Origin of the sequence: Leptolyngbya sp. CCNP1308 (assembly GCF_034932455.1) — a bacterium.
Taxonomy (GTDB): Bacteria; Cyanobacteriota; Cyanobacteriia; order Phormidesmidales; family Phormidesmidaceae; genus Nodosilinea.
The window spans coordinates 50,016-73,725 of the sequence record NZ_JAYGIH010000002.1 but is presented as its reverse complement, the minus strand read 5'-3'; the positions used below and the strand labels follow the sequence as shown (position 1 = coordinate 73,725).

General features: G+C 53.4%; 26 protein-coding genes. 12 read left to right on the top strand and 14 right to left on the bottom strand.

Annotation, left to right across the window (positions count from 1 at the left end; translation table 11 throughout):
• Positions 1-141: 141 nt before the first annotated feature.
• Positions 142-759 (top strand): orotate phosphoribosyltransferase, encoded by a 618-nt coding sequence (gene pyrE, locus VB780_RS01365; RefSeq protein WP_323349341.1) that lies wholly within the window; start codon positions 142-144, stop codon positions 757-759.
• On the top strand, positions 759-1,268 hold the full coding sequence (locus tag VB780_RS01360; RefSeq protein ID WP_323349340.1) for a class I SAM-dependent methyltransferase: 510 nt from the start codon (positions 759-761) through the stop codon (positions 1,266-1,268). Before pyrE ends, VB780_RS01360 begins: the two co-directional genes overlap by 1 nt.
• Positions 1,269-1,296: 28 nt before the next feature.
• On the opposite strand, the gene VB780_RS01355 is transcribed toward VB780_RS01360, so the two are convergent.
• The 3 genes from VB780_RS01355 to VB780_RS01345 form a co-directional block, all read right to left on the bottom strand.
• A complete protein-coding gene (locus VB780_RS01355; protein WP_323349339.1) occupies positions 1,297-2,355 on the bottom strand; it encodes a class I SAM-dependent methyltransferase in 1,059 nt (352 codons plus the stop codon).
• Between the two features lie 190 nt (positions 2,356-2,545).
• Positions 2,546-3,859: a histidine--tRNA ligase gene (hisS, locus tag VB780_RS01350; RefSeq protein ID WP_323349338.1), complete on the bottom strand. Its 1,314-nt coding sequence runs from the start codon at positions 3,857-3,859 to the stop codon at positions 2,546-2,548.
• A 71-nt stretch (positions 3,860-3,930) separates the two neighbouring features.
• Positions 3,931-4,218 carry a helix-turn-helix transcriptional regulator gene (locus VB780_RS01345; RefSeq protein WP_323349337.1) on the bottom strand — a complete coding sequence of 96 codons (288 nt, stop codon included), beginning with the start codon at positions 4,216-4,218 and terminating at the stop codon, positions 3,931-3,933.
• A gap of 241 nt (positions 4,219-4,459) precedes the next feature.
• On the opposite strand from VB780_RS01345, the gene VB780_RS01340 reads away from it, so the two are divergent.
• Positions 4,460-4,837 carry a DUF4168 domain-containing protein gene (locus tag VB780_RS01340; protein ID WP_323349471.1) on the top strand — a complete coding sequence of 126 codons (378 nt, stop codon included), beginning with the start codon at positions 4,460-4,462 and terminating at the stop codon, positions 4,835-4,837.
• Between the two features lie 183 nt (positions 4,838-5,020).
• Here the strand turns inward: VB780_RS01340 and VB780_RS01335 are convergent, their stop codons facing one another.
• Positions 5,021-6,940, bottom strand: a complete 1,920-nt coding sequence (locus VB780_RS01335) for a penicillin-binding protein 1A (protein ID WP_323349336.1) — start codon at positions 6,938-6,940, stop codon at positions 5,021-5,023.
• A gap of 334 nt (positions 6,941-7,274) precedes the next feature.
• Between VB780_RS01335 and tyrS the strand changes: the two genes are divergently transcribed.
• Positions 7,275-8,507 (top strand): tyrosine--tRNA ligase, encoded by a 1,233-nt coding sequence (gene tyrS, locus VB780_RS01330; protein ID WP_323349335.1) that lies wholly within the window; start codon positions 7,275-7,277, stop codon positions 8,505-8,507.
• A 95-nt stretch (positions 8,508-8,602) separates the two neighbouring features.
• Here tyrS and VB780_RS01325 read toward each other — a convergent pair whose 3' ends face one another.
• Both VB780_RS01325 and rph read right to left on the bottom strand, forming a co-directional pair.
• Positions 8,603-9,370, bottom strand: coding sequence for a phycobilisome rod-core linker polypeptide (locus VB780_RS01325; protein WP_323349334.1), 768 nt, complete (start codon positions 9,368-9,370; stop codon positions 8,603-8,605).
• A gap of 207 nt (positions 9,371-9,577) precedes the next feature.
• Positions 9,578-10,294 (bottom strand): ribonuclease PH, encoded by a 717-nt coding sequence (gene rph, locus VB780_RS01320; protein ID WP_323349333.1) that lies wholly within the window; start codon positions 10,292-10,294, stop codon positions 9,578-9,580.
• A 302-nt stretch (positions 10,295-10,596) separates the two neighbouring features.
• Here rph and VB780_RS01315 point away from each other — a divergent pair, with 302 nt between their 5' ends.
• Complete coding sequence (locus VB780_RS01315) at positions 10,597-11,151, top strand: P-loop NTPase family protein (RefSeq protein WP_323349332.1); 555 nt, start codon at positions 10,597-10,599, stop codon at positions 11,149-11,151.
• A gap of 19 nt (positions 11,152-11,170) precedes the next feature.
• Entirely contained in the window at positions 11,171-11,770 is a 600-nt protein-coding gene (gene dcd, locus VB780_RS01310; RefSeq protein ID WP_323349331.1) for a dCTP deaminase, read from the top strand.
• A gap of 60 nt (positions 11,771-11,830) precedes the next feature.
• Here dcd and VB780_RS01305 read toward each other — a convergent pair whose 3' ends face one another.
• Complete coding sequence (locus VB780_RS01305; RefSeq protein WP_323349330.1) at positions 11,831-12,328, bottom strand: DUF2165 domain-containing protein; 498 nt, start codon at positions 12,326-12,328, stop codon at positions 11,831-11,833.
• 40 nt (positions 12,329-12,368) lie between these two features.
• Here VB780_RS01305 and VB780_RS01300 point away from each other — a divergent pair, with 40 nt between their 5' ends.
• Positions 12,369-13,052 carry an N-acetylmannosamine-6-phosphate 2-epimerase gene (locus VB780_RS01300; RefSeq protein WP_323349329.1) on the top strand — a complete coding sequence of 228 codons (684 nt, stop codon included), beginning with the start codon at positions 12,369-12,371 and terminating at the stop codon, positions 13,050-13,052.
• 87 nt (positions 13,053-13,139) lie between these two features.
• Here VB780_RS01300 and VB780_RS01295 read toward each other — a convergent pair whose 3' ends face one another.
• The 6 genes from VB780_RS01295 to VB780_RS01270 all read right to left on the bottom strand — a co-directional run bounded on the left by VB780_RS01295 (position 13,140) and on the right by VB780_RS01270 (position 15,519).
• A complete protein-coding gene (locus tag VB780_RS01295) occupies positions 13,140-13,259 on the bottom strand; it encodes a photosystem II reaction center protein J (RefSeq protein WP_071527210.1) in 120 nt (39 codons plus the stop codon).
• An 82-nt stretch (positions 13,260-13,341) separates the two neighbouring features.
• Complete coding sequence (locus VB780_RS01290) at positions 13,342-13,461, bottom strand: photosystem II reaction center protein L (RefSeq protein WP_190519956.1); 120 nt, start codon at positions 13,459-13,461, stop codon at positions 13,342-13,344.
• Between the two features lie 9 nt (positions 13,462-13,470).
• Positions 13,471-13,605 (bottom strand): cytochrome b559 subunit beta, encoded by a 135-nt coding sequence (gene psbF, locus VB780_RS01285; RefSeq protein WP_035991167.1) that lies wholly within the window; start codon positions 13,603-13,605, stop codon positions 13,471-13,473.
• 31 nt (positions 13,606-13,636) lie between these two features.
• Entirely contained in the window at positions 13,637-13,885 is a 249-nt protein-coding gene (psbE, locus tag VB780_RS01280) for a cytochrome b559 subunit alpha (protein WP_323349328.1), read from the bottom strand.
• Positions 13,886-13,982: 97 nt separating this feature from the next.
• A complete protein-coding gene (locus VB780_RS01275; RefSeq protein ID WP_323349327.1) occupies positions 13,983-14,987 on the bottom strand; it encodes a photosynthesis system II assembly factor Ycf48 in 1,005 nt (334 codons plus the stop codon).
• 94 nt (positions 14,988-15,081) lie between these two features.
• On the bottom strand, positions 15,082-15,519 hold the full coding sequence (locus VB780_RS01270; RefSeq protein ID WP_323349326.1) for a rubredoxin: 438 nt from the start codon (positions 15,517-15,519) through the stop codon (positions 15,082-15,084).
• Between the two features lie 313 nt (positions 15,520-15,832).
• On the opposite strand from VB780_RS01270, the gene ndhC reads away from it, so the two are divergent.
• From ndhC to VB780_RS01245, 5 genes are all read left to right on the top strand, one after another.
• The gene (ndhC, locus tag VB780_RS01265; RefSeq protein ID WP_323349325.1) at positions 15,833-16,195 is read left to right on the top strand and encodes a photosynthetic/respiratory NAD(P)H-quinone oxidoreductase subunit C; all 363 of its coding nucleotides are present in this window, start codon (positions 15,833-15,835) and stop codon (positions 16,193-16,195) included.
• Complete coding sequence (locus tag VB780_RS01260) at positions 16,186-16,929, top strand: NADH dehydrogenase subunit K (RefSeq protein WP_323349324.1); 744 nt, start codon at positions 16,186-16,188, stop codon at positions 16,927-16,929. Before ndhC ends, VB780_RS01260 begins: the two co-directional genes overlap by 10 nt.
• A 2-nt stretch (positions 16,930-16,931) precedes the next feature.
• Positions 16,932-17,483 (top strand): NAD(P)H-quinone oxidoreductase subunit J, encoded by a 552-nt coding sequence (locus VB780_RS01255; protein ID WP_323349323.1) that lies wholly within the window; start codon positions 16,932-16,934, stop codon positions 17,481-17,483.
• A gap of 676 nt (positions 17,484-18,159) precedes the next feature.
• On the top strand, positions 18,160-20,358 hold the full coding sequence (locus VB780_RS01250; RefSeq protein WP_323349322.1) for a GumC family protein: 2,199 nt from the start codon (positions 18,160-18,162) through the stop codon (positions 20,356-20,358).
• 17 nt (positions 20,359-20,375) lie between these two features.
• Positions 20,376-21,485 (top strand): polysaccharide biosynthesis/export family protein, encoded by a 1,110-nt coding sequence (locus VB780_RS01245; protein ID WP_323349321.1) that lies wholly within the window; start codon positions 20,376-20,378, stop codon positions 21,483-21,485.
• Positions 21,486-22,335: 850 nt separating this feature from the next.
• On the opposite strand, the gene VB780_RS01240 is transcribed toward VB780_RS01245, so the two are convergent.
• Positions 22,336-23,565, bottom strand: coding sequence for an O-antigen ligase family protein (locus VB780_RS01240; RefSeq protein ID WP_323349320.1), 1,230 nt, complete (start codon positions 23,563-23,565; stop codon positions 22,336-22,338).
• Positions 23,566-23,710 lie beyond the last annotated feature (145 nt).

Sequence of the window (23,710 nt, the reverse complement as noted above, 5' to 3'; positions counted from 1 at the left end):
TGCCCTAACCCCAAGCCTCGCACTGTCTAGAGCCCAAGGCCCTGCCGATCACGCGAAACTTAGCCGCACCGATCACCCAGTGCATGTCCTTTATAGCGCGATCGCAAAAAACTGGAGCATCTTTAAAGGAATTACCCGCCCATGGACCCACTTTTAATTGCTGCACCCTCCGCTGCCCTATTCAGCGTTAGTACAGATGAGCTGCGATCGCCCCTGCTCGATCTGTTTTGCCGGGGAGCCTACCAGGAGGGCGACTTTGTGCTGACCTCAGGGCAACGTAGCACCTACTACATCAACGGCAAGCTAGTTACCCTGCATCCCCAGGGAGCATTGATGGTGGCTCGCCTGCTGCTGGATCGCTTGCCGCCAGATACCGTAGCGGTGGCCGGGCTCACCTTAGGAGCAGATCCCCTGGTTACAGCAGTAAGTCTAGCGGGCGTCTATGACGAACGCACCCTCTTCCCACTGATCATTCGCAAAGAGGCCAAGGGCCACGGCACCCGTGCCTACATTGAGGGGCTTGAGCTACCTCCGGGCACCCCCATTACCGTGCTGGAAGATGTTGTGACCACCGGCCAATCAGCCCTTAAAGCCGTCGATCGCCTTCAGCAAGCAGGGTACCAGGTCAACCAAATTCTCGCCCTCGTCGATCGCCAGCAGGGCGGTGCCGAACTTTACCAGAGCCACGATTTACCTTTCCAGGCCCTATTCACCATCCAAGATATCCAGGCCCACTGGGCCAGCCTCCACCCCATCTAATGCCAGCCTTTCCCCGCCCCGCCATCGGCTTCATACCCACCCCCGCCGATGCCATAGCTGCCATGCTCAAGCTGGCCGAACTCAGCCCTAGAGATGTGGTCTACGATCTGGGCTGTGGCGATGGCAGGTTACTCATCCAGGCCGCCACAAATTACGACATTCGGGGGGTTGGGGTCGATGTGGATGCGGCACTGCTGCGGCAGGCTCAGGGTAAGGCTGATCAAGAGGGGGTAGGCGATCGTCTCACCTTCCAGCAAGAAAACCTGTTTGAAACCGACTTTCGCGACGCCACGGTGGTCTTCATTTATCTACTACCCCACCTCAATTTGCGCCTGCGCCCTCGGCTCCAGGCGCAGCTACAACCCGGCAGCCGCATTGTCACCCACATGTTCGACATGGGCGACTGGGCACCCGACCTCACGTTGCCATTGGAATCCTCCGAAGAAGATTCAGTGCTTTATCTATGGCGTATTGCCCATGCAAAAGCCCCCGATGAATCAGGGGCTTAAGGCACGATTGGCTTAACCAAGCTGGCGTCTAGACCATTGCAGGCTTGTGACAGATCCAATACTTGCTCATAAAGTGCACCTCGTTGCTGACCGATTCGAACCCGGCGTCGGTTAGCCGCAGGTTGAGGTCGTCGGTGGTGTAATGACGATAGTAGGGTTCGTGAAACATGGCCGGAAAGTTTTTCATGGCCGCTTCAAACTCAGGGGAGTCAAGCCGCTGAATTGAGTCGCACAGCACCACGGTGCCGCCAGGTTTAACGACGCGATACATTTCGTTGATCACATTCTGCCGAGCTACTGCCGGTAATTCGTGGAACAAGAAAACGCTCACTACGCCATCAAAATAGTTGTCCACAAACGGCAGACTTTCGCCGTTAGCCTGCACAAGCTGCGGCAATACCCCTGGCTTAGCCGACAGATCTTCATTGGCCTTGCGCAGATAGGCAGGCGACAGGTCAACTCCGTACAGCGAGGCCTTGGGCAGAGCCTCGCGAATCATGCCGAGGGTGCGTCCGGTACCGCAGGCCACATCCAAAACCTTGGCTCTAGACCCAATTTCAGCTGATGCTAGACGCTGCTTTAAGGGGGCTAAGATACGACGGCGCATGGGGTCAGCGGTGCCGTTGAAGAGAATTTCTACCTGGAGGTCGTACAAGTTAGCCGACATATCGCTCAGGTAGCCATCGGTCTGATGGTGGAAATTTTGCAGGTAATACTTGGGATACCCGGCTGTGTCAACATCGTCAGAAAAAGCGTGGTGATCGCGCTTGTTCAGTCGATCCCAGATATTGGGCAGGTCGAGGCACACCAAGGGATAAAATCGAAAGAAGTCATCCCAAGGATTATCGAACAGCAGCTCTTTGGGATAAACTCCGGTCTCTGCATCCTGCCAGTCGCGCTCTAGCAGGGCACTCATGCGCTGCTGAAGCAGTTGAAGAGATTTGAGGTCTAGGGGCGTAGTTTGAAGATTTTTGGGCGGGTTGACCGTCTGCATAACCTGGGTGCTTACGGTTTTGTGGGCCAGCCCAAAATAGCTTTTGCCCTGTTGGAAGGCTTGGTAAGCCAGTTTGGTGATGGTGTCAGGCATACGACCAGCAAATTAATTGTTGAGTAAAAAATATTTAATCGTGTAACTGATTGTAACGAAATTCTAAGGGGAATGTGGATGCTCCGATCGAGATAAATCGCCTGCTGAATGGTGCCCGCAAGCTCTATAGCGGCAGCGGACGCAGGGTGGGCAATACCCACCCTGCGTCCGCTGAGATTTAGCCATTTATCTAAGCTCGAGCGTGCTGAATCTGCTGTAAAAAGTCGTCGGTGTCGCTGAGTAGCACCGCCTGGGACAGGCTGGTTTGATCGCCGGACGACAGCCATTTAATTTGCACGGTGCCCTGGGCTGCCTCGTCGTCGCCCACAATCAGGCAAGCGGCGGCTCCGCTGCGATCGCCCCGCTTGAACTGCTTACCAAAGGCCGCACCGCTGAGGTCTAATTCCACTGCTATTCCCCGATGGCGCAGTTTTTGGGCCAGCTGAAGGGCATTGGCTTCGGCCTGCTCGCCGCGCGAGACCATGTAGATATCTGGAGCCATAGCCTTACCCTGCTCTAGGGCTTCGAGCAGCAGGGTGAGCCGCTCTAGACCAATGGCCCAGCCGACCGCTGGGGTAGCCGGGCCGCCCAGTTCTTCTACCAGGCCGTCGTAGCGACCGCCGCCGCACACCGTGGCTTGAGCCCCCAGATCGCTCGACTGAATTTCAAAGGCAGTGTGGGTGTAGTAGTCGAGCCCCCGCACCAGACGCGGGTTTAGCTCGTAGGCAATGCCCAGGGCGTTAAGCTGGGCCAGCACCTGGTCAAAGTGCCGCTTAGAGTCTGGCCCCAGGTAGTCCAAAATGCTGGGCGCTTCCTGAGTAATGGCCTGGGTTTTTTCGTCTTTGCTGTCGAGAATGCGCAGGGGATTGCGGGTGAGGCGATCGCGCGAATCCTTATCCAAATCCGCCGCGTAGGGGGTGAGATAGTTGACAAGGGCCTCACGGTAGCGGGTGCGATCGCCCCTGTCGCCCACCGAGTTCAGATAAAACGTCAGATCCTTCAGCCCCAGGGCCTGCAAGATATCTGTAGCCAGGGCAATCACCTCCACGTCGGCGCGGGGATCGGCACTGCCTAACACCTCGACTCCTACCTGGTGAAACTGGCGCTGGCGACCCTTTTGAGGGCGCTCGTAGCGATACATAGGGCCGGTGTACCAGAGCCGCTGTACACCTCCCTGGGCATAGAGGCTGTGCTGCACATAAGCCCGCACCACTCCAGCGGTACCTTCGGGACGCAGGGTACAGCCGCGATTGCCCTTGTCTGTAAAGCTGTACATCTCTTTGCCCACCACGTCGGTGGCTTCGCCAATTCCCCGTTCAAACAGCGAGGTGGCCTCAAAGGTGGGGGTGCGAATTTCACGGTAGGCGGCCCGGCCCAAAATCTCCCTGGCCGTCGCCTCTACCCGCTGCCAGGTGTGAATATCGGCGACCTTCAAGTCTTGGCCGACAAACTGCGCCTTGGGCAAAATATCTTCGGTTCCGGGCAGCGATTGAATCGACTCCATAGCGGGGCAGGCACTCTCAAGGGGCAATACAGAACACCCATCATAGCCTGAGCTGCACCGGTGGTCGGTGCCTAAGCTTCCTGACTCTCAGCCTTGACCTCGGGCAGGAGGCAGCAGTTGACTTCATCAATACAGATCTTGCCCGACTGGAGCGCCCAGCGAAACAGGGCCACCCGATTACCCGTCGCGGTCTTGGTCAAAATATTGCTGATGTGGTTATCGACGGTGCGCTTGCTGATCTCCAGTTTCTCTGAAATTTCTTGGTTGGTTAGCCCCGATGCCACTAGCTCAACGATCTGTAGTTCTCGGTCAGAGAGACTCCCTTGACCAGGCACTGGAGCCATTTCATCGCTTGCCATGGCAGTCTGTTCCCTTCGTCATTATGTATTTATGCTTAGGCTTAGTACCACTATAGGCGATCTGGTTTCGGGTAGGCTGGTGAAACGCGTTCTGAGCCTTGGGTCTATGGGTTGTAGGTCGATAGCGACTGCGGTCAAGTCAATGTATATTCGCCGCCCCAGACTCTGCCCCAGAGTCTGGGGCGATTCGCCTCTGGGAAGGCAACGCCGACGCCTGGTGCATCGGGCATTGTATTTGGGCGTGGTCGTCCTGCTGCTGCTGGGTATGTCTACCCCCGCCCTAGCCGTTTCCCCCTCGCTAACGACGGGCGAACCAGCGCCAGCGGTTTCCCCTGCCCAGCCCGACGCTAACGATATTCCCTCCGAAACGGTCAGCCGCTTTGTCAAAGCCTATATTGCTGTCGTCAAGCTGATCGAGTCGCGCGAGCTCGGTCTACAGCGGGCCGAGACCGACACCGAATCGCGCCAGATGCAGCAGGAAATTCAGGCGGCAGCCCTCGACCTGATTCAAGCCAACGGACTCACCCTCTCGGCCTACTGGGAACTGCTGGGACTGGCGAACAGCGACCCGGAATTTCGCGATCGCGTCCTCGCCCAAATCGACGAGGCCAATCTCTGACCACCGGTCAGACCAGTGCCCTGCGCTGCCGTCCCCTGCCCACTGCTTCAAAGTCAGCGATCGAGATGGCTCCGGTTCAGGACTGTTGCGTTAAGAAACCCGGATGTCGCGATCGCTGGCTGAAACGCAGTGGCACCAACCTACGAGATGTTGAAATATCTATGGCTTTAAATCTGGCCAATCCTAGGGCTGCACAAACTCCGAAGGACGCCTGAAGTTTTCCACCGGCACGTTCACCAGAGCCTGCTGCATAAAGTCTTTCCACACAGGGGCAGCATAGGTTCCCCCCGTTGCCCCAGACCGCATCGGCGCATAGTTGTCGTTACCAATCCACACGGCGGTCGACAGCTGAGGCACATAGCCCACAAACCACACGTCCCGCTGGGAGTCGGTGGTGCCGGTTTTACCCGCCGCAGGCCGGCCAATTTGAGCCCCCTTACCCGTTCCCCGAGCAATGACTCCCTGCAACACATCCGTGAGCGAAGCCGCCGCCCAGGGGTCGAGCACCAGCTGAGGCTGGGGAGTGTTGTCGAGCAGCACATTGCCGCTGCTGTCGCTCACCTGCACGATAAAGGTCGGCTCAGAGTGCCAGCCATTGCTGGCAAAGGTGGCGTAGGCCCCCGCCATTTCCATTGGGGTCAGATCTACAGCCCCTAGGGGCAGTGAGGTGACCGGCTGCATCGGGCTGTTGATGCCGAGGGTGCGGCACAGCTCAATAATTTGGTTTACCCCTACCGCCTGGCCCAGCTTCACCGCCGGCACATTGCGCGAGGTTTCCAGCGCCGTGCGAATGGGAATATTGCCCATGAAACCACCGTCGTAGTTTCTGGGGCTGTAGTAGCGGTAGCCATCGGGATAGCTAACCGGCGTATCGGCAATGCTGCTGGCTGGGGTATAACGCCCGGTAGCAAAGGCCACATAGTACACAAACGGCTTAAACGCCGACCCCGGCTGCCGGTAGGCCTGAATAGCCCGGTTGAACTGGCTGGTTTGATAGTCGACCCCGCCCACCATAGCTTTGACAAAGTGGGTACGGGGATCGATCGACACCAGTGCCATTTGGTCGGCGATATGGCGAATGCGAGCATTGTGCCTTTGCACCGTGGCCTCAGCCATTTGCTGCATGCCTAAATCTACGGTGGTCTGTACTCGCATGCCGCCCTTCAGCACGGCCTCACTGCCAAAACGCTGCTTCAGCTCCTGCACAGCTGCTTCGGTGACGTAGGGAGAAATACTGCTGCGGAACGACTTGACTTCACCAATGAGCAGCGGCGCATCGCGGGCCGCCACTTCTTCTTCGGGGGTAATCCACCCCAGCTGGCGCATGCGATTGAGCACAACGGCCTGGCGGGCCTTGGTGGCCTGGTAGTTGGAGAAGGGGCTGTAGCTTTCGGGAGCCTGAATTAGCCCGGCCATCATCGCGGCTTCGGACAGGTTGAGGTCTCTGGCCGACTTATTAAAGTAGCTCTGGGCAGCGGTTTCGACGCCGTAGTTGTTGTGGCCCCAGTAGACCTGGTTGAGGTACATCTCCAGAATTTCGTCTTTGCTGAAGATTTGCTCTAGGCGCAGGGCCAGCACGGCCTCGGCCACTTTGCGGCTAACGGCCCGCTCGGGGGTCAGAAACAGGTTTTTGACCAGCTGCATGGTGACGGTGGAGCCACCCTCTACCGTAGAGCCAGCCTCTACGTTGGCCAGTACAGCCCGGCCCACGCTGCTGGGGTTAATACCATTGTGCGAATAAAAATAGCTGTCTTCTACCGCTAACACGGCCCGCTTGAGGTGGGGTGACATCTCGTCGAGGTCGATGACTTCGCGGTTCGCTTCGTCGTGAAGGCTGTAGAGCAGGGTGCCGTTGATGTCATAGATGTAGCTGGTCTCGCTGGGCACATAGTTGCGCAGTACCCGCACATCCGGCAGGTTGCGAAAGCTGATGGCCAGCCCCACCAGCCCGCCCGCCAGCACAGAGCTGGCGATCATGGTGGTGCCGAGCAGGGCTGCCGCTGCTACCTGCCCCACGTCTTGAACGTATTTCAGCGCGTTGGGCGCTCGGCGCAGGGGCTGAGGCTGAGATCGGCTTTTGTGGCGAATGGTGTTGGTTGACACGTTGGCTCTTAAAGGCTGCTTATAAAACGACGGGGCAGGGTAGCGATGAAGCGCTGCTGGGTAGGGTGTAGATGCTCGTCGGTAGAGGACGGTTAGGCCATTATAATGACCCTCTAGATAAGTGAGCGTCAGCGGGGCTCTAAAGACCGCTTGGGGGACGATCCCAGGCAAGCCTATCCTAGCCTTGCAGATGGTTATAAGGAGAAGCTAAGGGCCACTTTTGCCACAATCTATCCCAATCTATAATGATTGGCTTTGGTGCCCTAGACCTGTTTTCTCTAACCCCTGGGCAATATCGACCCGCCGTCCCTACCCCATAAACCCAGTTTTCACCATGACCCAGGCTAACCCCAGCTCCTTCCCCCTTGAATTTGAGAGCATTTATCGGGGTATCAGCGAGGTTTTTCCCCACCAGCCTGACTCTAGCGACCCCGAGCAAAACCTGACGCAGCGGCTGCTGAAATGCGATCGCCCCCTGCGGATCAAGCTGGGCATCGACCCCACCGGGGCCGAAATTCACCTGGGTCACAGCATTCCGGTGCGCAAGCTGCGCGCTTTTCAAGATGCTGGCCACACCGCCGTGCTGATTATTGGCGACTTCACCGCCCGCATCGGCGACCCCACTGGCAAGTCGGAGGTGCGCCGCCAGCTTACAGAAGCCGATGTAAAAACCAACGCCGAGACCTACCTAGAGCAGGTGCGCCCCATTCTCGATTTTGATACCCCCGGACGGCTGGAGGTGCGCTACAACTCCGAGTGGCTGTCTTCCCTCGACCTGGGCAAAATTCTTGAGCTGCTCAGCACCATGACCGTAGGGCAGATGCTGGCCAAGGAAGGGTTCTCCGAGCGCTATGGCAAGGGCGATCCGGTATTTCTCCACGAGTTTCTTTACCCGCTGATGCAGGGCTACGACTCGGTAGCGGTGCAGTCCGATGTGGAGCTGGGCGGCACCGACCAAAAATTCAACATTGCCGTTGGTCGCGATTTGCAGCGGCACTTTGGCCTGCTGCCCCAGTTTGGTCTGCTGGTGCCGCTGCTGTTGGGCACCGACGGCAGTCAAAAAATGTCGAAATCCCTGGGCAACTATGTCGGACTCCAGGAAGATCCTCTGAGCATGTATTCCAAGCTCGAAAAGGTGCCCGATGCCCTAATTCAAGACTACTTTGAGCTGCTTACGGCCGTCCAACTCAATACCCTGCCTGAGAATCCACGCGATCGCCAAAAGCTGCTGGCCCTAGAGATCACCCGCCAGTTCCACGGCGAAGCGGCGGCTCAGCAGGCCCAGCAGGCCGCCATCAGCCTGGTTCAAGGCACTGGCGAACCGGCTGCCGGGGTGCCCGAATTTTCCCTAGCCCAAATCAATTTCCCGGCCAAGCTGTTTTATCTGGTGGGGTCTACACCACTGTGTGCCAGCAGCAGCGAGGCCCGCCGCCAAATTCAGGGGGGCGCGGTAAAGCTCGACGGCGAGAAGGTGACCGACCCCAACCAGGAGTTTGTCAGCCCCGATGACCTCATAGGTAAAGTGGTGCAGGTGGGCAAGAAAAAATTTGCCCGCCTCACGCCCTAAACAGCCCAGGACGAATCCGAACCCCAGGTTAGTTACACCCCGTAGAACTCGCTACCAGGGAAAAGTGTGCTGAACAATCCAACTGACGCAGCTACCTATCGGGCGGGCTGCATTAGCAAGTGGCGCAGCTTATCGCGTTCCGTAGCCGAGAGGGTCGCGGCGAACACTTCTAAATCCTGAGGCCCCATTGTGCTCAGTACCTGATGTAGCGCCTCTGCGCCGGATATCGCCCTTGGAGCCCCCGCCGTTGTCTGCGAAGGCTGACCCGAGTGCATTGATGCCCCAGGTAAACCACAGCTGCCGCCGTCGCAGTTGAGCTGAAGGTCGTGCCAGGTCATGGTAGGTACGATCCAGCCGCGCCGCCCGTGCAGCTCCTGGAGCAACACCTCGGTTTCCCAAAATGTTCTAGGAGATGGGTAGCTATGCCCAGACCAGGCGTGGGGCACGGTGAAGCAACCAAAGTGCTTGCTGTAATCTTCAGAGTCGAGCAGGGCAGTAATCATGACTTTAACGCCCTGACGCATCAAAATGTCGCAGTAGCGATGCATTTCTGCCTGATCGCTGGGGGCGCGGCCAATGAAGTGCTTGAAGCACAGCTCAATAAATTTTGGGTTTGAGGAATTGTAGTAAAACTCATTGAGATAGACCTCAGAATGGCCCAGCTCTCGCAAAAACCGCTTGACACCAATTTTATTTCGCAGGAACTCCGCCTCAATTTTGGCGAGCTGTTTGCGCTCAAACCCGTAGGGCTGTCGTTCGAGTACCTGAGCATAGATGCGGTGTAGGGCTGCCTGGCGCTCTTCTCCCGGAGACTGCCGACTTACCGTGATTTCTTTGATTAAAAGCTCATCTATAGATGTCATGGCAAACCTTCCTTCGAGAGAAAACTACGATTCCAGACTGTGGCCTAACTTCAGACTGCCCAAGGGCAAAATTCGGCCGATAGTCTTGATGCGTTTCTTAACGATAGGAGCTAGTTTTACTCTCTATGAATCCAGCGAAGAGGTGTCTGCGGCGATCGCGCCTCCCAGCCAAAATCTAGGAGATTGAGCCACAACAAAGCGCAATGCCTACAGTAACGCCGCCTGCTGAGCCGCCAAGAGCTGCTTAATACCCAGCTCACCCACCTCTAGAATCTGGTTCATCTGCTGACGGCTAAAGCTGCCCTCTTCGGCCGTACCCTGAACTTCAATGATGTTGAGGTCTTCGTTGAGCACTAGGTTGAAGTCTACGGCTGCCGCCACGTCTTCGTCGTACTGCAAATCGAGCAAGACCTCATCTTCGATCAGGCCCACGGAGACAGCCGCAACGCCGTGGATTAGGGGCGATCGCGCCAGCAATCCCTTCGCCACCAAGCCCTGCACCGCATCGGCCAGGGCTACATATCCCCCCGTAATTGATGCGGTGCGGGTGCCCGCATCGGCCTGGAGCACATCGGCATCTACCAGCAGCGTGCGTTCCCCCAGCAGCTCAAAGTCGAGGGTCGATCGCAGGCTGCGCCCAATCAGACGCTGAATTTCCTGGGTGCGGCCCGATAGTTTCATTAGCTCGCGGGCCTGCCGCTGGGGCGTGGCCCCTGGCAACATGCGGTACTCAGCCGTCAGCCAGCCCCGACCCGACCCCTGTAAAAACCGGGGCACCCCTTCTTCCACCGATACTGTGCAGAGCACCTGGGTATTGCCGCAGCGGGTCAGAACGGAGCCTGCTGAAAATTTCGTAAATTGACGCTCAAAACTCACTGGCCGCAGCTGGTGAGGGTCGCGACCGTCTGGACGTTGCCAAGCCATACAAGTGCCCCTAATGCCCTCCCTAGAATACAGCAGACTCCCCAAGACAGGTTGGCTTTCGATCTCCCTCAGGATCAGGTATTAGGGCATGGCCGATGAAGCCGGGCCACCAGGAGCAAGCTTCAGTACATATGCACTTGACCAATGCATATAGAGTAATTTGTCGATTCACCTAGGAGGAATCACGCTATATTTAGCCCAGCCATCCGAGCTACCCAACTCAGCAACGTAGCGCAACGCTGCTACAATCTTTGGCGTAGTCGATGGGCACCTGCCATTCTTTGCCCCCGCTGGACTAGCCCATGGTCTCTCAGATCAAACCCCTTTCCCTAGCGCCGTCTCCCACCTCGATCGTTCGCCATCCGCTCTTACAAACGGTAGAAGGCACCGTACAAGTCTTTACCGCCCTCCACCGCAACTTTTTTACCAATGTCATGGTGCAGGCTCTGCGCATCGCCGACCAGGGCAAGGCCGTGCTGATTGTGCAATTTCTCAAGGGCGGCATTCACCAGGGGCCAGATCAACCCATGCAGTTTGGCCAAAACCTAGACTGGATCCGTGCCGATATGCCACGCTGCATCCATGACTCCGATGTCAGCCCCAGCGAGCACCAGGCGATTCAAGCCCTTTGGTCTCACACCAAAGCGGTGGTAGCCCGAGGTCGCTACGGCCTGATCGTGCTCGATGAGCTTAGCCTAGCCATCAACTATGGCCTGATTCCTACCCAAGACGTTGTAGACTTTCTCAAACAGCGACCTCCCCAGGTCGATGTCATCCTCACTGGCCCCGACATGCCCGATCCGCTACTTACGGTGGCCGACCAGGTGACTGAGTTTCGCCGTAATTTTTTGCCCTAGCCACCCAGGAAGCTTTGCCATGATTAAGAACGACGCCTGGATCGACAAAATGGCTAAGGAGGGCATGATTCAGCCGTTTCAGCCCTCCCTGGTGAGGCAGTTGGAGAACGCTGACACTTCTCTAGGGCAACCGGTGATCAGCTACGGGCTGTCGTCCTATGGCTATGACATTCGGCTATCTCCTGCGGAGTTTAGAATTTTTCGCCATATTCCTGGCACGGTGGTTGACCCTAAAAATTTCAGCCCCGCCAACCTAGAACCCACGGCGCTTAAAACCGATGAGAGCGGCAGCTACTTCATTTTGCCGGCTCATTCCTACGGGTTGGGGGTAGCCCTAGAAAAAATTTCCGTCCCCAACAACATCAGCGTTATCTGTATTGGCAAATCGACCTACGCCCGCTGTGGCATTATCGCCAACCTAACCCCAGCTGAGGCAGGGTGGCGTGGTCATCTAACCCTAGAGTTTTCTAACTCCTCTAGTGCAGACTGTCGCATCTATGCAAGCGAGGGGGTGGTGCAGCTGATTTTCTTTGAGGGCGAGCCCTGCCAGGTCAGCTACGAAACCCGTCGCGGCAAATACCAAGATCAGGCAGAACAGGTAACGCTGGCCAAGGTGTAGATAGGGGTTTCACCCAACTCAAAAGCTGTTATGGACGGCATCACCTCACTTTAGCCCAACCTAATCCGGCAAGTCGCCGTCAGCCAGGCTGAGGTAGAGCAGCACAAAGCCCACGCAGCCAATAAATCGAAAGGCGGGCTGCTGCCCATTCCACTCTAACGACTGCCACATGGTGAACCACTCCCCGGCCACCACCATAAAGCCCACAAACCAAAACAGAAACGCCAGGGTGAGCCCATAGATGGCCGTAGCCTTGGCCCGATTAAAGGTGACGCGATCGCTATTCACAACGCTCAGAAGGCGCAGGGCTCCGCCTAGGCAAAGGGCGGCGATCGCCGTCTCCACCCCGATAATCGCCCCATAGGCCGCTTTCTGTAGGCCTGATGAGGACACAGCTCGCCAGGTCAACTGGCTATCTGCAAGCACAGTATCCATGCTCAGCACATGCTGAATGTACCTAAAATTGGCGTTGTAGTCGGTGAGGTTGTTGATCACAATCACCAAGGCCAGTAGCCCAATAGAGGCCACCAGTAGGGTCTTTGAAATCCGAGTTGCCATAGATCAAACTAGATAGCGCTGTTGTGGAGTACGTCCTACCTTGAAGAGCATTCTGGAATCACTGCGGGGCGGGTTAATCGTATCGTGCCAGGCCCCTGCTGACTCGCCCCTACACAATGCGGCGGCGATCGCAGCCATGGCCGAGGCCGCCCTCAACCGTGGAGCCGTCGGGGTACGCATCGATACCCCTGACCACATCCAAGCCGTGCGAGGCCGCTGCCGTCACCCCATCATCGGTCTCTGGAAGCAAGTAATGCCGCCCTCAGAGGTGTACATCACCCCTCAGTTTCATCACGCCGAAGCAGTGGCCCAGGCCGGCAGCGACATCATTGCCGTCGATGCTACTCAACGCCCTCGCCCCAGCGGTGAGACCCTAAGGCAAATCATTCAGCACATTCACCAGCGCCTCAATCGCCTCGTCATGGCCGATGTCGATACCCTCGACAACGCGCTAAAAGCGATCGATGCCGGAGCTGACTGCGTCGGCACCACGCTCTTTGGCTATACCGCAGCAACGAAGACCGAAGCTCCACCGGGGTTCGACCTGCTCCAAGCCATGGTGCAGCAATGCTCCGTGCCGATCATCTGTGAAGGCGGCATCGCCTCCCCAGAGCAAGCCCGGCAAGCCCTTGATCTGGGTGCCCACGCTGTCGTCGTGGGCACCGCCATTACTGGCATTGACAGCTTAGTGCAGCGCTACGTCAGCGCCATCGATCACCTATAGCTGACTCCCTAAACCCACTAAAAAGCTGGGGAAAAGCGGCCATAGCCCACTTTTCCCCAGCCTCTAATTTAGAATTGCCTAGAGCCGCTACATAGCAGACCCAACGCCAGCATAGGCTCCGTAGAAAAACAAACCCACTACCACCAGCACACCTGTGCCAGCGACGGTTGCCACAATCCACAACGGAATTCGTCCACTCTGAAGCATAATATTCACCTCCTACTAATCTGGTCAGAAACTCAACACAGCCTGGACACCACAACCTGCCAACCAAGGCAGCTCTGTGACCTTAGTTAAAGAAGTAGCTAGAGAACAGCAGACCCAGCACGAAGACCAGAAGCAGGCCCAGGTATAGGGACGTGCGGTTCAGCTCTACCGGTTGCTTATTCGGGTTTGGACTACGATCCATGGTTTTCTCTTATCGTTGAATAAACTGCATTGCCGCGATCGCCCCCAGGAAAAATACGCTGGGTACCCCTAGGGTGTGCACGGCCAACCAGCGCACCGTGAAGATGGGGTAGGTAATTTGCTCGTTCGGAGAATTGCTTTGCATAGGTTCAATCAAACGTTGGAATACTAAAGCGTTATCGATTTGAGAACATGTCGATCTGATCTTTCGCTTCGAAGCGATCGCTCACAATCGGCAGCTGCATTTGATTGTCGGGATAGTAGGAGTTAGGGCGCGGCGTGCCAAAGGCATCATAGGCCAAGCCCGTGCTCACGAAGAGCCAGCCCGCAATAAACAGCATAGGAATGGTAATGCTATGGATAATCCAATAGCGAACACTCGTCACAATGTCGCCGAAGGGGCGCTCACCTGTAGAACCTGCCATATCAACGTCTCCTCTCTGAACACGAAGAATCTAATCTAATCATAGAGAACCCCGGAAACCCTAACAAGCTATTTCAGCGAAGTTCTCCCAACTTTCCTCAGACAGCCTGGGGCTGATATTTCAGGATGGTGCCCTCCTGACCTAGGATAAAGCCCTTCTCTGGCCCCAAAAACTTCACTCTGTAGAAGTTAGAGGGCACATCCCCAACAGATTTATCCTTCAACCAAGTCTCGCCACCGTCAAAGCTACAGAGCAGATTTCCGCCACCGCCAGTTATCCATATCTCATTGGCGGTGCGAAAAGCCATGTCCAGCAGTCCCCAGCTCGTACCAAATTCAGGGCTGAGAGCTTCGGTAAAGTCATCTGAGGAGCGAGAGTTAGAAAACCTCACCTGGCCACCGCGGGCAATCACCCAGAGCTTGCCGTCATCGTCAAATCCCATATTCTGCAGACGCCTTGAGTTCTGGCGATTGTGGGGAATCCACTGCTCCTGGCCAGGTGCCCAAGTTGAATAAAAATTTCCTCGAGACGACACCGCTACATACCGGCCATCGTCAGAACGCACCATATTGCGCACCACCCCGACAGCACCCTGCACTAAGGCTTTCCAGGTGCGGCCTCCGTCCTCAGTGCGGTAGATCGCACCAATATCAGTAGCCATCTCTGCCGACTTATTGCCCACAGCCGTCACCAGAAAGGGGGAACCCGGCAACTCTTTGCTCAAGGGAACGCTTTCCCAGGTCTTGCCACCGTCGCTGGTGTGCAAGAGTACCGACGGTAGCCCAGCGACCCATCCCTCATTGCCTGAAAAATCAATGGAGGTAAATGTATAGGCCTGGTCTTCTAGGGCCAGCTCGCGCACTTGCCAGGTGCTGCCGCCGTCCTGGGTTTCTAGCAGGGTGTTGCGGCTACCTACGATCCATCCGTGGTCAGCATCTTGCGTAAACGCAATGTCAGATAGCGTAGACTCCACCGGCACCTGGATCACTTCCCAAGGGTGCACGTCTGCGTCCGCCAAAAAATAGCCAGAGCAGCCGGTTGTTAGAACCACCGCCACCAGTATCACCAGGCCTCGCTTTAACCAGTCAAACGCAGCGTGCATAGATAATTAAAACCTGTACTTCCTAAACAACACTTAAGCCAATTTCACCAGAGCAAGCCCTGTGCGTTGAGGCACGACTAAGCAGCGCCCCTAGCTACCTCAAGCCATAAAGGCTAATGAAAAACATGAACCCTACAGCCAAGGCACCAAAAATTAAAATATTCTTCTGACTGGGGGTCAACCGATTTACGCCCAGGCCGTAGTTCAAGTTTTCCTTAAAACCAGAGGGAGCATTAATCGGCCCAATATTGGCAAACCTCTTTTTAGGCGCGCTGCACACTGGACAGCGCCAGTTCAGGGGTAAATCTTCAAAAGCAGTACCCTGAGGCACTTTTGCTCGGCTGTCTCCCTTGACCGGCTCATAGGAGTAGCCGCAGGAACGGCACTCATAGCAATCCATCTCCTCAGGGGAGAGAACCACTACCTCAGACGGGCTGCCCTCAAAAACCTCAGCTCCCTCAGGTCCCTCAGGCGTGGTCGCTAAATCTGCAGATTCAGATGAATTAGCCGAAGGCTCAGGCTCAACACTCATAGGATCAAGGCACCTTAGTTCAGCAGGAGTTAGCTGGGGCAATCGGCAGTCCCAGATAGCCGCGAACACCTCACCAGCCTACGCAGGGTAAAAATGCTCGTTGTAAACAATTATGACACAGTTGGGGTATCCAGCTTTCGAGCGACCCCTCAGATTGGGTTTGGCGATCGCACAGCACCGCTGCCATCGCCCTTCGCTAAATCAACTCTGCCCCTGGTTTTTCAGCTAAATTGCCTTAGAATACACCTGAAGCGCATGGGCCGCTGAGCCTCCAACTGTGCTGTGTGTACTAGCCTTCTAGGGTGGTGAACCTGTGTTCGTCTTATCCGGTTACGAATATTTCCTAGTCTTCTTACTCATATCTTGCCTGGTGCCAGTAGCGGCCTTGACTGCCTCCAAGCTGCTGCGACCCATCAGCCGAGGGCCTGCCCGCAGAACCACCTACGAATCGGGCATGGAGCCCATTGGTGGCGCATGGATTCAGTTCAACATTCGTTACTATATGTTTGCGCTGGTCTTTGTCATCTTCGATGTGGAAACTGTGTTTTTGTATCCGTGGGCGGTAGCGTTCAACCAGTTGGGCCTATTAGCCTTTGTGGAAGCACTAATTTTTATCGCCATCTTAGTCATCGGTCTTGTGTACGCATGGCGCAAAGGAGCCTTGGAATGGTCATGAATCCCCCCTCAGCTGCTGATAAGCTTTCCCTGGCCCCTGGGGAAAGGCTCGCCAACCCTTCAGCACCTCCCACAATTACCCATGGGCTGTCTGAGAACGTCATTTTGACCACAGTCGACGATCTGTACAACTGGTGCCGGTTGTCCAGCCTGTTTCCCTTACTCTATGGCACGGCCTGCTGCTTCATTGAGTTTGCAGCGCTAATCGGCTCCCGTTTTGACTTCGACCGCTTTGGGTTACTGCCAAGAGCCAGTCCTCGCCAGGCCGATTTGATCATTACCGCTGGCACCGTAACCATGAAAATGGCCCCTGCTTTGGTTAGGCTCTATGAGCAAATGCCTGATCCGAAATACGTCATCGCCATGGGAGCTTGTACTATTACCGGTGGCATGTTCAGCAGCGATTCTCCTTCAGCGGTACGAGGGGTTGATAAGCTAATTCCTGTGGATGTCTACATTCCGGGTTGTCCTCCAAGGCCCGAGGCTATTATTGACGCCATTATCAAGCTTAGGAAAAAGGTAGCCACAGAGTCTATGCAGGATAGGGCATATACCCTGCAAACCCACCGTTTCTACGAACGCAGCCACCAGCTCAAATCAGTGCCCCCAATCTTGACGGGTCAGTACTTGCAAACCGGCACTCACACAGTGCCCCCCAAAGAGCTGATGGAAGCGATGGGGATGCCCATGTCTGATACCGTTGCCGAGCTTACTCCCGAGAATAAGGAGGTCTAAATATGGCTGAAGAAGACTCTCAAACGCCATCTCCGCAGCCAGCGTCTACGGGTGAAGAGCCGACCGCTTCTCTGGCAGAAGCAGGCGTTGTTTCTAGCTGGTTAACCGAAAACGGGTTTGCCCACCAGTTGGCGCCCCGCGATCACCTAGGCGTTGAGATTATCGAGGTAGAGCCACAGTTCCTGATCCCAATTTGTACAGCTCTGTATGCCTACGGCTTTAACTACCTTCAATGCCAAGGTGCATACGATGAGGGTCCGGGCAAAGATTTGGTCAGCTTTTACCACCTGGTAAAGTTAGACGATCAGGTTGACAAACTCGAAGAGGTCAGAGTCAAGGTGTCGTTGTCTCGCAGCAATCCCCGAGTCCCCTCGGTGTACTGGGTTTGGAAGGCAGCCGATTGGCAAGAGCGAGAAAGCTATGACATGTACGGCATTGTTTACGAAGGCCATCCCAATCTAAAGCGGCTACTCATGCCTGAAGACTGGGTCGGCTGGCCGCTTCGCAAAGACTATATTTCCCCTGACTTCTATGAACTTCAGGATGCTTATTGAGATCCTAAACTTAGTGATTCTGTGAAGATACAGAGTAGTGTTAGTGCTGCTCTCTAGTATTCTCTCCGCACTGTGTGAGTATATCTACTGATTCGATGCATTAGGGAGAGTAAATTGCCTGAAAAGCTTGACGAATCAGGCGGTGAAAACCTATCAAAGCGTCTGCCAATCGCAGAAAAAGGGCTGATATACTCATATATCGGCCCTTTTTTCGTCAATAAATCTTATCTATCGTCAAATTGATCCTATTTTGGGGAACTAGCGCAGGAGTCAGACAGACTATGAGTCTGAGCCGGCAATCCGAGGGAACACTATAGCGATAGTAAGTTCCCGAAGAAGCCTGAGGCATTACAGAATCGTCATCATTATTAAGACAGTGCCAGACAGCTCAACGGTCTTCCCCTCGGTCCTGCTTCCATAGGATATGCTTGCGTAAAGGGTTTAAGCATCTATTTAGATTTAGATTAGGTAGTTATACGAGTCTCAACTCACTTAATTCATACCTACCAATACTCACCGCTAGGTGAACCTAGACATTCCCGCTCAAGGGGATTAGTCGTCGGCTAAGGCTTATAGCCCGAGCAATCGAGATGTTTAGGGAGAATCGGAAAGCTAGCCTACCGCCCGTGCGTAAGTAGACAGATTGTTCTCAGGCGTATCTCATTTCTACCCGTTTATGACTAATAAGACCTACCAAGATTACGTTGAAGAAATTGACCTACAACGCTACTGGCTAGTGCTGAAACGGCGTTGGTTGCCAGCGACTCTTGTGCTAGGCACCTGTGTAGCAGGTTCGGCGTTCTTTGCTCTAACGCGAGATCCATCCTACAACGCGGAAGGAAGCATACTGGTGAGGCCAGACCTTACCCCTGCACTAACTGGGGTTGGCACGGACATCAGGGAACTTCCCCTTTCAGTGAACAACCTGCAAAACCAGAGTTCCGTTGTGCTGTCAACTGCGGTTATGCAGTCTGTTATTGATAACCTCGGTCTTACAGACGATGATGGTCTACCTCTCAAACCGGCAGACCTAAGCACCAGCCTCAAGGTGGAGTCTGCAGAACAGGCCGATATCCTGCAAATTGCCTACAGCTCCGACGATCCAGACGAGGCTGCCGCTATTGTCAATGCGGTCATGGACGCATACCTGGAACGGGACATCCTCAGCAATCGGTTGAAGGCAGCTACAGCTCGAGAGTTCATCGAACGACAACTGCCCATTGCCGAAGCCGATCTCGATCGGGCGGCGGCAGCACTACAGCAATTCAAAGATGCTAACGGCATTGTTGTGCTTGAAGACGAAGCTGTCGTGGCCGTTACTGCGATCGCTGAGTTAGACACCCAAATTCGCGATGTGTCTTCCACGCTAGCCAGTGCCAACACTCAGGCAAGCGAGTTACAAGAGCAGTTGGCTATTCCACTAGAACAAGCCAAACGCATCGAAACATTGAGTCAGTCTACAGCTGTTCAGCAAGCTCTAGCAGACTTGCAGCTAGCCCAAGCTGAGTTGGCCAGTCAGCGTAGTCTCTATAGAGAGACCCACCCTACAGTGATCAACCTAGAACGGCGAGTAGAATCACTACAAAGCCTCCTTAGTGAGCGAGTCGAAGACATAGTCGGAACGGCGGCTTCAGCGAGTCTTGGCAATCTCCAAATGAGCCCCCTAGACCAACAGCTCACGACAGAATTGGCTACCGCAGTCGTGAACCGTTCTAGCTTGGCTAGCCAGCTCCAAAGCCTAGTTAACTCTCGCAACCGCTATGCCGAGAGAATTCAGGCCTTTCCAGCTCTTGAGAAGCGCCAGTTAGAATTAACTCAGCGTCTTCAGTCAGCCCAGCTCAACTATGAAAACCTTTTAGCCGCTTTTCAACAAACTCAGCTAGCCGAAAACCAAACCGTCGGCAGTGCTGAGATTTTGGAAAGGGCCGAACCCGCAGAAGACGCTGGCAGTCTCCTGATCCCCGCCCTGGTATTCGGAACCTTCGTGGGTAGTTTGCTCGGCATTGCCTGCGCCTTCTTCCTAGACTTAGTCGATAAATCAGTGAAAACTGCTAAAGATGGCGAGATGCTGCTGGGCTACACCCTGCTTGGTTTAGTTCCTAAGTTTCGCACTAGACCGGAGAGTGAAGGTTCCACAGCTTACCTTGCTGGTAGACTTGATCGCTCTGCCTATATTCCAGCTCTAGATAGAGACCAACCCATGGTTTCGGCAGCGTTTCAAATGCTTCAAGCAAATCTAAAATTCACCAGTTCTGACACCCCTCACCGCATCATTGCCATTACCAGTTCAGTGGCCGAAGAAGGGAAATCTGAGGTCTCGGCCAACCTGGCGGCAACCTTGGCCCATTCAGGTAAACAGGTATTGCTCATTGATGCCGATCTCCGATCTCCATCACAGCATCATATTTGGGACGTTATCAATCGAGCCGGGCTGAGCCAGGTGCTCATCAGAGAAGAAACTCAGCAAGATGTGACTCACCAAATCTCTGAGAATCTAACTCTCATGACGGCTGGGGCTCTTCCCCCTAATCCCCTGGCTATCCTAGACTCTGAGCGGATGGCAGATCTGCTCCAGCAGATGAAACGACAGTATGACTATATTTTGATCGATACGCCGCCACTATTGGGGGCTGCCGATGCAGCGGTGCTAGGGCGTATGTCTGACGGTGTTTTGTTGGTGCTGAGACCTCGAAAAGTAGATTCTGCAAACGCACTGGCAGCGAAGTCTTTCCTAGAACGATCTCAGGCGAATGTCTTAGGTGTAGTTGCTAACGGCGTAGACATCAATAATGAGCACGGCGACTATGTCTCTCGCATTAAGGCCGGCGAGTACGGTAAGACCACTTTCTCAGAAATGCAAACAACGGTTCGTTAGAAATATTGCTTAAGGCTATGAAAATAGATAAACGTTCTATTGCGCTAATTTCGCTCTCAGCCACATTAGCCCACAACTGTCTATGGGGTATTGGCTTGGCCAATGCCCAACAATCGACAGAATTTAATGCTCCCACTATAGAGTTGCCTGCTTCACAAGCTCCTGGAAACTACATTCTAGGGGCTGGTGATCAAGTTGCGATCGAAGTCTTCGGTTATGAGGAATTTACCGGTTCCCGTGTAGTTTTGCCTGATGGCACAATGCCTTTCCCATTTCTAGGGTCTATTCAAGCAGCAGGCAAAACCGTTGACGACTTATCTCAAGAAATCACTCAGGGGCTAAATGCTTATCTAGTGAACCCAGTAGTGAATGTCAGCATGACGGCATTACGCCCAGTGGTTGTTGATGTGGCGGGTGAGGTTTACCGTCCTGGCCCCGTACAGTTGAGCAGTCTAACAACAGCAGAAACGCAGCTAGATGTAAACGCGCGAATTACAGCAGCTACGACAACACCAACCCTGTCTTCAGCCCTGGTATCTGCTGGTGGAATACGTCGCACAGCAGATATTCGGTCAGTTATTGTCCGCCGACAACTGCCAAATGGCCAGGTGCAGGATCTTTCAGTAAATCTGTGGGATGCAATCTCTAGTGGTGGTCAGGGCAATAACTTAGTACTTAGGGATGGAGATTCTATCTTTGTACCCAAAGCGCAGCCTGGTGCCGAGATTGACGCGTCCTTGATAGCAAGTTCAAGTATCGCGCCAGACAATGTTCGAGTGCGAGTTATTGGAGATGGCGTAGTTCAGCCTGGGGAAGTTCAAATTCAGCCAAATAGCTCGGTAGCTGGCGCGATCGCTGCTGCTGGTGGTCCTAATTCTGATGCAGCCCTAGGAGAAGTTCGATTAGTGCGTCTTTCAGAAACAGGGCAAGTCGAAGAACAGAGAGTAGACCTGTCCAGCCTAGTAGACAATTATCAAGTTCAAGATGGAGACGTAATTTTGGTACCCAAAAAAGGGTACTTGGTTGGTCTTGATAACATCAACCGCGCTCTGACCCCAATTTTAGCTCCTCTAGGCGGCATCTTTGGCATCCTGGATATCTTTAATCTATTTGATAACAACGATTAGATGGCAAAGTTGAGTATGTTGATTGAAGAGAGTCAGCTTTGTTTAGTTAGTCAACGTCAACTCAAGATCTAGGAATTTTATCTGGATAAATTGACATCGATCCGAACTCCTTGCTTAGCCAAGGAGTTTTCTTTTTAGAATTACCATACGCCAATACAGTATTGTAAATGTTCAGGTGGTTAGGGAGGCGCAAGAAAATAACCCATCAATTGCTATCTTTCCTATCGGTGCATTGCTTTGCGAATGCACCTACAGTGATCAATGCCTGATTGACGGACAAAAGTTCTAATGTAGGTTGGCGTTGAGCGAAGCGAAACCCAACCTACGGCAGGACAAGGGTCTCAGAAGTTTTTTCGGTCAACCAGGATCAATGCTTCTGGTACTTTATCTAGACGTACGTCCCTTATACCGATCAGCTATGAGAGTGAGCATCCCTCAAGGACTGAAAAGTTTGCAATTCAAGGGTTCCAGTTCTTCGAGTACTCAGTTTGGTATTGCTGTAGCCATCTTGGTTCAAACATTTCTCCTCCAAACGTTTGAACGTTTTCTGGATGTCTTAACCCTAAATGACTATGGCTATATTAGGGCAAAACACCTTGAGAAACTAGTTCCTGATGGCTAGCTGTTAGTAATCCCGCTGAACGTCCTCCAAAGTGGCTTGCTGCCGACAACGAAGTTAGGCTCTTCAAAACAAAGAACAGGAAAAGCTTATTAATATGGAGTACATGTTAGCTAACTAGATAGCTATGTTCCTATATCTATTCAAGCTCACACATGACAACTAATGCAAAATTTGCATCTTATGCTTACCAAAAGTTGAAGATTTCAAACTCACGCAGAAAATGATAATCTATTCTTTAGATGAAAGAACTTTTGGACTCAATGAAAAAGCTAAAGCAATAAAGAGAATCCAATACAACGTGGTGAGGCGAGCTAAATAGCTTTCGAAAGTATTGAACAAAATAAGCATCGATAGAAACAGAAGAGGCCATAGATAAGCTGCCTCTTTTCGGTCGTAGGCAAGCCTAGCGGCCCTAACGTAGGTCATAAACCACGTAACACAGAAGAATGAGAAGCCAATCAAGCCAACATCAATAATGAGATCCAAAAAACCGTTGTGCGCATGAGGTGGAATGTGATAGGCAAAAGACTCAAAGCCGGTTGTTAAACTCAACGAATCCCAAAATACGCCTCTACCATAGCCAAGATATGGACTATTCGGGATTTTATAATTGATTACTAGATGCCAAATAAGAGTTCTTGTAGACAGCGTAGGATCTCTGTCAAAGTAAGCTAAAATATCAACCCAGTTAGAAAACAAAAGATACGAAAAACTGATTGAAACTAGCACAAATAGGCTGCCTAACAAAACAGAGCGTTTACCCAGCCAAGCAAATCGACGATAAAAAATTGTCAGCATGAGCCCTATGAAAGAAAGGGTCAATGCTGTAACAGAGCTGCTAACAAGCAACGCCGCAAAACACCCTCCAAAAAGTGCTAGTGCCCAACGCTGTTTTTCCTTAGCATAGTTAGCCAGCATGAAGAGGGCGATCATCGTCATTGTTGAGTGTGCACCAAACTGATTTTTTTGAGCAAATACTCCTTTCCAGCTGCCTACAAAAGGACCATCAGTATGAAGGCCTACTCCAGGCATGGCGATCGCCAGCGCTACACTCTCGAGAAAAACTATGACTAAAACCCATAAGATAATCTTAAATTGCTGTTCTAGTGTGAACCTAGAAGCAATGTAAAGACTTAGCAAAAACATGGGAATGAATTCTTTCCAAACAGCATCTATTGTAACTGGCGGATTATAAGACCATAAAAAGGAAATGGTGACAATGGCAATTAGACCTAATGCCCATTTATTACTAAGAGCCGTTTTCAATGTCTCAACAGGCCGCAATGACAACAACATTAGAGTAGTTGCATAGGCCGCATACCGAATTAAAGTAATAATTGACTCAGGAATAACGGAAGTTTCAGAGGTGTCTGCCCTAAAGCCAAAAGCTCCAGCAAAAAATAGCAGATAGAAAATTGCGAAGGATGTCTCCGCAAAGTCAATCTGCTTGTCAGACACTACTGTGCTACCGTTGAGAGTAAGTTTTTGAGCTTGCATAGCATCCAGGATCTCAACAAAGGAATGCGGGAACAAATTTTAGTGCTTTACGTAGCCGCACAAACAAAGTACTTTCTGAAAGTCTGCTTGGATATAATTATCATTG